Annotated in this window: 10 protein-coding genes; 5 read left to right on the forward strand and 5 right to left on the reverse strand. The window is 73.3% G+C overall.

The annotated features are described in order from the left end of the window. Positions 1-256 precede the first annotated feature (256 nt). From ACZ6Z8_RS03980 to ACZ6Z8_RS03990, 3 genes are read right to left on the reverse strand one after another with little or no spacing between them, the layout of a single operon-like run. Positions 257-805 carry a PaaI family thioesterase gene (locus ACZ6Z8_RS03980; RefSeq protein WP_465606055.1) on the reverse strand — a complete coding sequence of 183 codons (549 nt, stop codon included), beginning with the start codon at positions 803-805 and terminating at the stop codon, positions 257-259. Between the two features lie 31 nt (positions 806-836). After that, positions 837-1,781, reverse strand: a complete 945-nt coding sequence (gene mca / locus ACZ6Z8_RS03985; protein WP_465606057.1) for a mycothiol conjugate amidase Mca — start codon at positions 1,779-1,781, stop codon at positions 837-839. A gap of 60 nt (positions 1,782-1,841) precedes the next feature. Then, positions 1,842-3,299 carry a DHA2 family efflux MFS transporter permease subunit gene (locus ACZ6Z8_RS03990; protein WP_465606058.1) on the reverse strand — a complete coding sequence of 486 codons (1,458 nt, stop codon included), beginning with the start codon at positions 3,297-3,299 and terminating at the stop codon, positions 1,842-1,844. 127 nt (positions 3,300-3,426) lie between these two features. Between ACZ6Z8_RS03990 and ACZ6Z8_RS03995 the strand changes: the two genes are divergently transcribed. From ACZ6Z8_RS03995 to murQ, 3 genes are all read left to right on the forward strand, one after another. Further along, positions 3,427-4,092 (forward strand): TetR/AcrR family transcriptional regulator, encoded by a 666-nt coding sequence (locus ACZ6Z8_RS03995; RefSeq protein ID WP_465606060.1) that lies wholly within the window; start codon positions 3,427-3,429, stop codon positions 4,090-4,092. Between the two features lie 217 nt (positions 4,093-4,309). Next, positions 4,310-4,990 (forward strand): DUF6445 family protein, encoded by a 681-nt coding sequence (locus tag ACZ6Z8_RS04000; protein ID WP_465606062.1) that lies wholly within the window; start codon positions 4,310-4,312, stop codon positions 4,988-4,990. A 119-nt stretch (positions 4,991-5,109) separates the two neighbouring features. Further along, positions 5,110-6,081: an N-acetylmuramic acid 6-phosphate etherase gene (gene murQ, locus ACZ6Z8_RS04005; RefSeq protein ID WP_465606064.1), complete on the forward strand. Its 972-nt coding sequence runs from the start codon at positions 5,110-5,112 to the stop codon at positions 6,079-6,081. Positions 6,082-6,313: 232 nt separating this feature from the next. Here the strand turns inward: murQ and ACZ6Z8_RS04010 are convergent, their stop codons facing one another. Both ACZ6Z8_RS04010 and ACZ6Z8_RS04015 read right to left on the reverse strand, forming a co-directional pair. After that, positions 6,314-6,853 carry an isochorismatase family protein gene (locus ACZ6Z8_RS04010; RefSeq protein WP_465606066.1) on the reverse strand — a complete coding sequence of 180 codons (540 nt, stop codon included), beginning with the start codon at positions 6,851-6,853 and terminating at the stop codon, positions 6,314-6,316. A 25-nt stretch (positions 6,854-6,878) separates the two neighbouring features. After that, positions 6,879-7,520 carry a TetR/AcrR family transcriptional regulator C-terminal domain-containing protein gene (locus ACZ6Z8_RS04015; protein ID WP_465606067.1) on the reverse strand — a complete coding sequence of 214 codons (642 nt, stop codon included), beginning with the start codon at positions 7,518-7,520 and terminating at the stop codon, positions 6,879-6,881. Between the two features lie 103 nt (positions 7,521-7,623). Here ACZ6Z8_RS04015 and ACZ6Z8_RS04020 point away from each other — a divergent pair, with 103 nt between their 5' ends. Both ACZ6Z8_RS04020 and ACZ6Z8_RS04025 read left to right on the forward strand, forming a co-directional pair. After that, positions 7,624-8,937 (forward strand): MFS transporter, encoded by a 1,314-nt coding sequence (locus ACZ6Z8_RS04020; RefSeq protein ID WP_465606069.1) that lies wholly within the window; start codon positions 7,624-7,626, stop codon positions 8,935-8,937. Positions 8,938-9,310: 373 nt separating this feature from the next. Next, positions 9,311-10,909: a TolB family protein gene (locus ACZ6Z8_RS04025; protein ID WP_465606071.1), complete on the forward strand. Its 1,599-nt coding sequence runs from the start codon at positions 9,311-9,313 to the stop codon at positions 10,907-10,909. Positions 10,910-10,916: the final 7 nt, after the last annotated feature.

Raw genomic sequence — 10,916 nt, forward strand, 5'->3', positions numbered from 1 at the left:
CTTTTTCGCGGGTTTACACCCCCCCCAAATTTTTTTTAACATTCACCAACGCCCCCCCCCCCCCCCCCGGGGGGGGGGGGGGGGCCCCCCCCCCCCCCCCCCACCCCCCCGGCCCCCTGGTCCCCTCGGTGTTCGGTGTTCGGTGTTCGGTGTTCGGCGTTCGGTGTTAGGTGGGGCCCTGGCTGTCGCGACAGCCAGGGCCCTCGTCCATGCCCCGGGCGGTCGCCGCAGCGGCTGCCGGCCTCGCGACAGTGAGTCAGACCCCCGGGCGGGGGGCCAGGATCGCGCAGGTGGTTGTGGCGTGCGCGTAGAGCTTGCCGCTCTCCGCGCCCACCACCCTCGCCTCCGCGGTCGCCATCGTCCGGCCCTGGTGCAGCACCACGCCCTCGCAGCGCAGCGGCTCCGAGTCGGCGAAAAGCGGGCGGAGCATGTGGACGTTCAGCTGGGTGGTGGTGTACCCGACCCCGGCCGGCAGCTTGCTCAGCACGGCGCAGCCGAGCGCCGAGTCGAGCAGGGTCGCCAGGTACCCGCCGTGCACGGTGTTCATCGGGTTGAAGAGATGGTCCCCGACCTCCGCCTCGAACACCGCCGTGCCGGGCTTCACCTCGGTGAGGTGGAAGCCCATGGTGCTGCAGATCGAGGGCTCCGGGATGCGCCCGGCGATCCACTCCAGCAGGATCTCCGCACCGGTGAGGTGCGAGAACTCGGAGATCGGCGGACCTTCCGTCCAACTGTGGGTTCGGGTCCGCGGCTCCTGACCGGCCGGAAGCTTGTGCTGATCGGCGGCAGGCTGAGGATTCGTCATGAGATCAACCTGCCCTGTTCGAACTCCTTGCTCAAGCCCTGTCCGCCGCCCTCACCCCCGCGAACAGATCGTTCTCGACCGCGTCGGCCGACCCGACCGACCCAACCGACCCTCTTGCCCCGCCCGCGATGCCGGACCCGGGCACGAAGCTCCGTGCCAGGTGGTAGTCCTCGGTCGGCCAGACTTCGCGCTCGATGTCCCGTGGATGCGCCATGAACGCGACGCCGGGCTGGACCTGGGTGGCGTGGGCCAGCATCGCCGCGTCCCGTACGGCGAACCGATCGGCGCACTCGATCCGGGTGGTGGTCGCGAGGGTGGGTGGCGTGTCCGGCCAGCCGGCGAGCAGTTCGGCCATCCCCGAAGCGACTCCGCGCTCCGTCATGGCGTCGTGCAGCGTCTGGAACCAGGCCCGGGAGAGCGCCAGGTGGTAGTAGAGCTTCGCCACCTGCCACGGCTCGCCCGCCTCGGGGTAGCGCTTCGGATCGGCAGCCGCCTCGAAGGCCTCGACGGTGATCTTGTGGGTCATCACGTGGTCCGGGTGCGGGTACCCGCCCGTCTCGTCGTAGGTGATCACGACGTGCGGACGGAACTCCCGGATCAGCGCGACCAGCGGCGCCGCCGCGACCTCCAACGGCTGGGCGGCGAAACAGCCCTCCGGCAGCGGCTCGTCCGGGCCCGGCATCCCGGAGTCGACGAAGCCGAGGAACTGCTGGCGCACGCCGAGGATTTCACGTGCGGCGTCCATCTCCTCACGGCGGATCCGGGTGAGGTCGGCCCGCACCTCGGGCCGGTCCAGCGCCGGGTTGAGCACCGAACCGCGCTCGCCACCGGTGCAGGTCGCGACCAGGACGTCCACGCCCTCGGCCGCGTACCGGGCGAGGGTGGCCGCGCCCTTGCTGGATTCATCGTCGGGGTGGGCGTGCACGGTGAGCAGTCGCAGGCCACCGGGGTGCTTGGTGAGCACGAGTACCTCCAAGTGCGAACAGGGTCGAAAGGGTCGGGCGGAGGGGATGGTTGGCCAAGGAGCGGAGGCCGGTCAGTCTGTCGTACGCGTGGAGCCCGGGTAGAGCAGGGCCGGTGCGATCGCGAGCGCCGACAGGCCCAGCACCCACCAGAAGGTCGTACCGAAGGCCGCCCCGGGGTGCCCGGAATGTCCCGCCTGGGTCTGCTGGAGGACCAGAGTCAGCACCGCCGTACCGAGCGCCCCGCCCAGCCGGTTGAGCACGTTGACCGCACCTGCGGCCGCGGGCACCTTCGCCTTCTCGACGCTCCCGTACACCGCCGCCATCCCGGGGATCACGGCGATCCCCATGCCCACCCCACGCAGAGCCAGGGAACCGACGACCAGCCAGTCGGCAGGGCCGGCGCCGTCACCGAGTTGGGTGAAGGCAAGGATGCCGAGCAGTGAGCAGCCGATGCCGATCAGGATCAGCGGGCGCGGCGCGAAGCGGTCGGCTATTCGGCCGGAGAGCAACGAGGTGATCGCCGTACCGAGCGCCTGGGGTGCCAGCAGGAGCCCGGCTGCCACCGCTCCGGTGTGCTCCACCTGCTGGTAGTAGAGCGGTACCAGGAACATCGAGCTGTACAGCACGGCTCCCTGCAGGAAGCTGTTCGCCGTCGCCACGGCGAAGCCCCGCCGTGCGAACAGCCGCAGGTCGATCAGCGGAGCCCGCTCGCCGCGGCGACCGACCCGCAGCGTGTGCCGCCCGTAGGCCGCCAGCAGCACCGCGCCCGCGACGACCGCCACCGGGCCGGCCGTGCCTCCCCCACCGACCGTGGACAGTCCGTAGAGCAGGGCGGTCAGTCCGGGCGACAGCAGCGCCAGGCCGGTCACGTCCAGCCGGGGCCGTGGGAGCCCGGACCGGGCCTCGGCCGGGAGCCAGCGTGCCGCCAGCAGCACCGTCAGCAGCCCCACCGGCACGTTCAGCAGGAACATCCAGCGCCAGTCCAGGTGCTCCACCACCAGCCCACCGAGGATCGGCCCCAGGACCGGGGCCAGGCTGATCGGGAACAGCAGGGTGCCCATCACCCGCCCGATCCGGGAGGGCCCGGCCGCTTGCACCATGATCGCTTGCCCGAGCGGCTGGATCATCCCGCCGCCGATGCCCTGGAGCACCCGGAAAACGATCAGGCTGCCCGTCGACCAGGCCAGGCCGCACAGCGCGGACCCGAGCACGAACAGCACGACCGAGCCGAGCCAGGCCCGCCTGGCCCCGAACCGACCGGCGGCCCAGCCCGAGAGCGGCATGGTGAGCGATATCGCCAGCAGGTACCCCGTGGCGATCCACTGCACGGTCGCCATCGAGCCGTGCAGATCGCGGGCGACCGAGTCGATGCCGACGTTGACGATCGTGGTGTCCAGCAGGGCCAGGATCGGGCCCAGCGCGAGCACCACACCCATCTTCCACAGGCCCGGTGGCAACGGCTCCCACCGCCCCGCCCGCGCCGATCGCGCCTCGCCGGACCTGCCCCTCGTGGTGACCGACCTGGTCATGCGCCCTCCCCCGGGTCGTTCCTCCGGCGGCCGCTCCGACCGCCCGGAAAGAACTTAGGACGGACCCACTGATTAGGTCAAGCCTAATTACTGTGCTCGACCCAGCGAGCTGCGTTAGGCTCGGACCATGACCGACACCGGCACCACCACCCCGAACCTGCGTGAGCTCAACAAGCGCCGCACCCGCGAGGCGATCTCGCACGCCGCGACCAGGCTCTTCATCGAGCGCGGCTTCGACCGCACGACCATCGCCGAGGTGGCGGCCGCCGCCGGGGTCGCCAAGATGACCGTCACCAACCACTTCCCGCGCAAGGAGGACCTCTTCTTCGACCTGCACGAGGAGATCGTCGACCGGCTCCCCCACGCCGTCACCGCGCGCGCCCCCGGCGAGTCCGCGCTCGCCGCACTGCGCCGCGACTGCCTGGCCGGCCTGGACCGGCACGATCCGAGACTCGGCTTCTCCGGCCCCGACTTCGCCCGCACCATCGCGGAGAGCCCCGCCCTCGGCGCCCGGCTGCGCGAGTTGAACGAGCAGAGCGAGGCCGCACTCGCCGAGGCGCTGGCCGAGGCCGTCCACCCGGCTCCCGAGGAGCCCCGGGGCGTCGACTTCGAGAGCCGGGTCGCCGCCGCCCTGCTCGCCGCCGTCGACCGGGCGGTGCTCTCCGAGGTCTTCCGCCGCACCCTGGCCGGCGAGGAGCAGGCCGCCATCGCCGCCGCTGTCCGCCCGTCCGCCGCCCAGGCCTTCGACCGACTGGAGGGCGCACTCGGCTCCTACGCAGTCCGGGAGAGCTGACGGACCGGACCGACTGCACGACCAGACCGACCAGACCGACCGGCGGGCAGCGCACCAGGTCTCCCTGGCGGACGCCCACCGCCCCGTCCTGACGGCGGTCCTCCTCCGGACCCGCCGCTGAAAGACCGTCGGGACCCGCTCCCACCTGCCATCCCTTGACGAAAGGTTGACCTGTTCACGGCAGATCGTTGACGCGGGACGCCCCTATGGTCGGCCCATGCCCTCACAGCCCATCAGGTCCACCGCACTGCCGGTCCTGCCCTACCGCAAGCCCACCCGCGGCCGGGACTACTGGGTCCTGGACAACGTCCTGCCCGACCCGGACGCGGTCCGCGAACGCGTCCTGGCGCGCGGCGACTGGACCGAGGGCTACCCGCACCGCCCCGAGACCTGGCCCGGCCTGCGCACCATGCCCGGGCTGGAGCCGGGCGAGCTGGCGCGGGTCGAGGCCCAGGTCCGCAAGGCCACCGGCGCCTCCCGCCTCTGGGTGCAGAGCACCCCGGGCGGCGGCACGCTCAACCACAACTGTGTCCAGGTCGTCGGCGCCGGCGAGTCGGAGTCCCGCCCCCACACCGACTCCCGCGCGCTCTGCCGCTACGCCGCCGTGCTCTACCTGAGCCCGGGCGCCCCCAAGGACGCCGGCACCAGCTTCTACCGGCAGCAGTTCCCCGGCGGCAGGCTCGGCGGCAACCTGGTCAACGCCCCGCACAACAACCTGGTCGAGGCCCTCGGCACCCGCCACGTCCCCGCCGACCACTTCACCGAGGACGTCCGCGTCCCCAACCGCTACAACCAACTGCTGCTCTACCACGCCAACCTGATCCACAGCGCCACCACCTACTACGGCACCGACCTGGCGGACCGCCGGATGACGGCGGTCTTCTTCTGGATGGCCTGACAAACGAACCGGTCCCCCTCAGGACCGGCAGCCCTCGGCACCAGCGGCGGCCCCTCGGCACCAGCGGCGGCCCCGCGGGACCGGCAGCGCCCGTAGGATCGCAGGGACCAGCCATCCCCATGGCCACCCCTGGACACCCCGAGGCCGCGATGACCCAGGACGCCGTACCCACCACCGAGACGGTCCGCGCAGACTGGGCCGGGATCGACCGGCTGCCCACGCTCGACCTGCTCCGCCTGATGAACGCCGAGGACCGCACCGTCCCGGCCGCCGTCGCCGGGGAGCTGGCGGCGATCGCCGCCGTGGTGGACGCCGCGGCCGCCCGGATGGCGCGCGGCGGCCGACTGGTCTACGCCGGGGCGGGCACGGCCGGACGGCTCGGGGTACTGGACGCCGCCGAGTGCCCGCCGACCTTCGGCACCGAACCGTCCCTGGTGGTCGGCCTGATCGCGGGCGGCCGGACGGCCGTGACGGAGGCCGTCGAGGGCGCCGAGGACCGCACCGACCTCGCCGAGGCCGACGTCGCGGCGCTCGGCCTCACTCCGGCCGACACCCTGGTGGGCGTCTCCGCCTCCGGCCGCACCCCCTACCCGCTGGCCGCCGTCCGCGCGGCGCGGGCGGCCGGTGCGCTGACCGTCGGGCTGGCCTGCAACAGGGGCTCGGCACTGGTGGCGGCGGCGGAGCTGGGGATCGAGGTGGAGGTCGGACCGGAGGTGCTGGCCGGCTCCACCCGCCTGAAGGCGGGCACCGCGCAGAAGCTGGTGCTCAACCTGCTGTCCACGGCCGTGATGGTCCGCCTCGGCCGGACCTACGGAAACCTGATGGTCGATCTGCGCGCCACCAACGCCAAACTCCGCGACCGCGCCCGACGGATCGTCGCCGAAGCCACCGGCGCCGACGAGGACGCCGTCCGCCGCGCCCTCACCGCCACCGACGGCCGCACGAAGGACGCCGTCCTGGTCCTGCTCGCCGACGTGGACGCACCCACCGCCGCCCGACTCCTCGCCGCCGCCGACGGCCGCCTCCGCGATGCCCTGGAACTGCCGAGGGACTCGGCGACGTACGGACCACGGACGACGCGCCTGACTTGACCGGACTACGGACTCGGGGTGAAGACCGAGGTCGACAGCCGGACAGGTGGATACGCGGGTCACCGCTGCGAGGCGCGCCCACGAGGCCGCGCTGCGGCTCGGCGACGGCTGACGCACCGAGCGCTGCCACGCGCCCCGGCGCACCGCCACCGGCCCCGAGGGGCGGAGCGCGACCGCCACCGACAACGTCCTCGCACTGCACCGGACGGCCTGAGCGGCCCGTGGCCGCCCGCTATCGCAGCCGCAGGTCCGCCGCCGCCACGACCTCGCCCAGCCGCGGGAAGTCGAGGTCCACCGAGGCCCGGTGCTCCGCCTCGGTCAGCCCGGTCATCGCATCCTCGACGAAGACCAGCCGGTAGCCGCGGTCGGCGGCCGCGCGGGCGCTCGACTCCACGCCGAGGTTGGTGGCGATCCCGGCGAACACCAGGGTCTCCACGCCCCGGCCCTGGAGCAGTTGGTGCAGCCCGGTGTCCTGGAAGGCGCCGATGGTGCGCTTCACCATGACCTCGTCGGCCACCGCCTCGACCTCGGCCAGCAGTTCGCTGCCGGGCGGCTGCTCGGCGACGCCCGGCCGCTCGACCCGGACCGCGACGACGGGCGCGCCGGCGGCCCGGAAGTCCTCGGCGAGCTTCAGCGAGGCCGTCACGACCTCCGGACCACTGTGCGGCGCGAGCTCGTAGGAGACGATCCGGTCCATCAGGTCGATCAGGACCAGGGCCGTCGTTCGGGGATCGAGGGGAGCAAGGGGCGCACGGGGATCAGGGATGGTCATGGCGCTCACGCTAGTCCATGCCCCGTCACCCCGAGCCCTCCGCCGCCTCCCGCACGATCTCCGCCCGGAATCCCTCGATCAGCACCCGCAGCCCGTAGTCGAAGTCGGCGTCGTGGTCGGTCATCCGCAGCACGTCGGCGGCCTCGCCGAGCAGCGGGAAGTCGCGCAGGGCCTCGTCCGGGAACGGCGGCCGGGCGCGCTCCGCGGCGTCCTGCCGCCAGGCCTGTTCCTCGGTGACCCAGCCCATGATGTACCGGTCGACGGTCAGCAGCAGCCGCAGGGCGGTCCGCGGGCGCAGCCCGGCCCGACAGAGTGCACTCAACTGGGCTTCGACAGCCGGGAGTTCGTCCTCGGTGGGCAGGGTGCCCGCGTGCACCCGGGCGCCGTCACGGTAGGCGAGCAGGGCGGCGCGCTTGGCACGGGCGTCGGCGGCGATCCACTCGGGCCAGCGTTCCGGGTCGGGTTGGCGGTCGGGTGGGAGGGCCTCGGCGAGCATCGCCTCGGCCATCAGGTCGAGCAGTTCCCGCTTGTTCCTGAAGTGCCAGTAGAGCGCCGGTGACTGCACGCCGAGCTCCCGGGCGAGCCGCCGGGTGGTGAGCCCGTCGATGCCCTCCTCGTTGAGCACGCGCAGCGCGGTGCGCACCACCTCGTCGCGTTGCAGCGCCATCCGTTCGCCCTCCCGGTATTCCGCTTGCGGAGCCCACCTTATCGCCGATAAGTTCCGACCCGGTCTTTATCAGTGATAAGGAAACGGCGATCAAGGACTCCTCATGACCTCAGGAGCGGACCACCCCCGGTCCCGACCCCCCTCCCCACCCCGCCCGGAACGCCCCCGCCCCCGCCCCCGCTCCCGGCTGCTGCCCGACACCACGCCCTGGCGCTCCTCCCGGGACTTCCGGCTCACCTGGACCTCCGGCACCGTCACCCTGCTCGGCTCGGTCTTCACCATGACCGCGATCCCGCTGCAGATCGCCGACCTCACCGGCTCGCCGCTCGCGGTGGGCGCCGTCGGTGCGGTCGAACTCGTCCCGACCGTCCTGTTCGGCCTCTACGGCGGGGTGCTCGCCGACCGCGCCGACCGCCGTACCGTCGCCCTCGCCACCGAGGTCGCGCTCGCCGTGCTCAGCGCCCTGCTGCTGGCCAACGCCCTGCTCGGCACGCCCGCCGTCTGGCCGCTCTACCTCGCCGCCGGCCTGGCCGCCGCGGTCCAGGGCCTCCAACAACCCTCGCTGGAGGCGATGATCCCGCGACTGGTGCCGCCGGACCAGCTGGTGGCGGCCGGAGCGCTGCTCTCGCTGCGCTGGAGCATCGGCGGGGTGGCCGCACCCGCGGCCGCCGGGCTGCTGATCGCGACCGCCGGCGTTCCCTCCGCCTATCTGGTCGACCTCGGGACCTTCCTGCTGTCGATCGTCCTGCTCGCCCGCGTCCGCCCCGTCCCCTCGGAGCGGGACGCCGAGGCGCCGCCGCTGCGCGAATTCGCCGAGGGCGCCCGGTACGTGGCGCGCCGGCCCGACCTCCTGGGCACCTACCTGGCCGACCTCGCGGCCACCGTCTTCGCCCTGCCCACCGCGCTGTTCCCGTTCCTGGCCGAGGAGTTGGACGCGACCTGGGCGCTCGGCCTGCTCTACTCCGCGTCCGCCGCCGGCAGCCTGGTCGCGGCCGCCACCGGCGGCTGGGCCGAGCGGGCGCACCGGCACGGACGGCTGGTCCTGCTCTCCGCCGCCCTGGTCGGCGCGGCCACCGCCGCTGCCGCCCTCGCCCCCGGTCTGTGGGCCGTACTGCTCTGCCTGGCCGTCACCGGCGGCGGGCACTGGATCGGCGACACCTTCCGCAGCGCCATCTGGAACCAGTCCATTCCGGACGAACTCCGTGGCCGCGCGGCCGGTCTGGAACTGATGATCGGCTCCGCCGGACCCGCCCTCGGCGACCTGCGGGCGGGCGGCCTGGCCGCCCGCCAGGGCATCCGGGCCGCGCTGCGCACCGGTGGTCTGCTCTGCCTGGGTGGCAGCGCCGTCCTGGCCGCCGCCCTCCCCGCGCTCTGGCGCTACGACCAGCGGGTACACCGACCGGAGCTGGTCCCGTGACGGCCGGCTCAGCGGCTCAACCGTACGAAAGCCCTACGAAGCCCCCTGCGAAGGCCCCCTACGAAGGCCCCCTACGAAGCTCTTCGCGGAAGCGCCGAGGAGTGCCGGGCGATCACCTCGCCGGGCCGCTCGGGCTCGTCCGTGCCGCGCCTGGGCAGCAGGGTCATCACGCCGGTCCCGCTCTCCTTGACGTGAATACGTCGTTCCGTACGGACCGCCGTTGACCGCCCACCCCACCCGCCGGTTGGCTCACCCACGAGCCGGCCGGCGGGGGTGTTCGACGTCACCGGTCCTCACCGGTCACTCGACGCCACCAGGCGCCACCAGGCGCCGTCGTCGAAGCGGCCCGGCCGTTCCCAGGGGAGGGGATCCGATGACCCACGCACCGACCGCGCCGACTCGCGCACACATCACACCGACCCGCACCGCACCACCCCACCGCAGGGCCCGTCATCTGCTGCGTGCCGTCTGCACACTCGGCGCGGCCGCCACCCTCGCGCTGACCGGCACCCAGGCCGCCCAGGCCGACCCCGGCCCCCACCGCACACCGGGCACCGAGCGGGTGTCCGTCGGCCTCGGCCCGGCGCAGCCCGACGGCGCCTCGCGTGCCGCCGGCCTGAGCGCCGACGGCCGCTACGCCGTCTTCACCTCGGCCGCCACCAACCTCGTCCCCGGCGACACCAACGGCAAGAGCGATGTCTTCGTCCGCGATCTGCGGACCGGCCGCACCGAGCGGGTCGACACCGGCCCGGACGGCGCCCAGGCCGACGACGCCTCCTTCGAGGCCGCCATCAGCGCCGACGGCCGCTACGTCGCCTTCAGTTCCTCCGCCACCAACCTCGCGCCCGGTGCCGACCTCGGGTACCAGGACGTCTACGTCCACGACCGCCGGACCGGCGAGACCACCCTGGTCTCCGTCGGCGAGGAGCCCGGCCGGCCGCAGAAGGACAGGTCCTCCGGCCACCCCTCGATCAGCCGGGACGGCCGCTACATCGCCTTCCAGTCCAACCGCTCCGACCTGGCCCCCGGCACGGTCACCTGGCAGGGCGCCAACATCTACGTCCACGACCTCAGGACCGGGGAGAACCGCCTGGTCACCACCGGCGCGGACGGCAAGGAGGCGAACGGCTCCTCCGCCTCCCCGGTGATCAGCGCCGACGGCGGAACCGTCGCCTTCATCTCCAAGGCGACCAACATCATCGCCCCCGACCAGCCAGGTGCGCTCTCGCCGGACGCCGCCACCCGGCTCGGGGCCGAGTCCGACCGGGAGTCCGACGAGCAGTTCGTCCGCGACACCCTCCAGACCCCCGGGGCACCCCGTTCCGTTGAAGCCCGCACCGCCGAATCGCCCCGCACGGCCGCATCGCCCCACACCGCCGCATCGCCCGGCACCGCCGACCACCCGCAGCTGCTCAAGCCCCACCTCTACCCGCTGTACGTCCGCGACCTGCGCGACGAGGAGACCACCCTGGCCAGCCCGGACGGCAAGAGCGGCTGGCGCGGAGCGGACTACCCCTCGCTCAGCGCGGACGGCCGCTACGCCGTCTACTCCGCCTGGGTGCAGCACGGCGACAACTGGCCGGACCACCACTTCGAGGTGTACGTCCGGGACTTGGCGGAGGGCACCGAGACCCTGGTCAGCGCAGGCCTGCCCGGGACCACGACCACCGGCGACTCCGTCAACGGCCGGATGACCGCCGACGGCCGCTGGGTGTACTTCGACTCGACGGCCGCCAACCTGGTGCCCGGCGACACCAACGGCGCCGGCGACGTCTTCCGGCGCGACCTGCGGACCGGCCGCACCGAGCGGGTCAGCCTGGCGGCCGACGGCTCCCAGAGCGCCGGCGCCTCGTACGACCCGTACGTCGACGCCCACGGCACCACGGTGGTGTTCACCTCGGAGGACGGCAGCCTCGTCCCGGGCGACACCAACCGGGCCCCGGACGTCTTCGCCCGCCGACTGCCCCGCTGACCTCGGC

The sequence above is a fragment of the Kitasatospora sp. NPDC101108 genome (assembly GCF_055584725.1).

Bases quoted from the DNA above. Each gene is read 5' to 3' on its own strand.
- murQ (WP_465606064.1), top strand. From the start codon at position 5,110: ATGGCCACCCCTGGACACCCCGAGGCCGCGATGACCCAGGACGCCGTA.
- ACZ6Z8_RS04010 (WP_465606066.1), bottom strand. From the start codon at position 6,853: ATGACCATCCCTGATCCCCGTGCGCCCCTTGCTCCCCTCGATCCCCGA.
- ACZ6Z8_RS03990 (WP_465606058.1), bottom strand. From the start codon at position 3,299: ATGACCAGGTCGGTCACCACGAGGGGCAGGTCCGGCGAGGCGCGATCG.
- ACZ6Z8_RS03995 (WP_465606060.1), top strand. From the start codon at position 3,427: ATGACCGACACCGGCACCACCACCCCGAACCTGCGTGAGCTCAACAAG.
- ACZ6Z8_RS04025 (WP_465606071.1), top strand. From the start codon at position 9,311: ATGACCCACGCACCGACCGCGCCGACTCGCGCACACATCACACCGACC.
- ACZ6Z8_RS04015 (WP_465606067.1), bottom strand. From the start codon at position 7,520: ATGGCGCTGCAACGCGACGAGGTGGTGCGCACCGCGCTGCGCGTGCTC.
- ACZ6Z8_RS04020 (WP_465606069.1), top strand. From the start codon at position 7,624: ATGACCTCAGGAGCGGACCACCCCCGGTCCCGACCCCCCTCCCCACCC.
- ACZ6Z8_RS03980 (WP_465606055.1), bottom strand. From the start codon at position 805: ATGACGAATCCTCAGCCTGCCGCCGATCAGCACAAGCTTCCGGCCGGT.
- ACZ6Z8_RS04000 (WP_465606062.1), top strand. From the start codon at position 4,310: ATGCCCTCACAGCCCATCAGGTCCACCGCACTGCCGGTCCTGCCCTAC.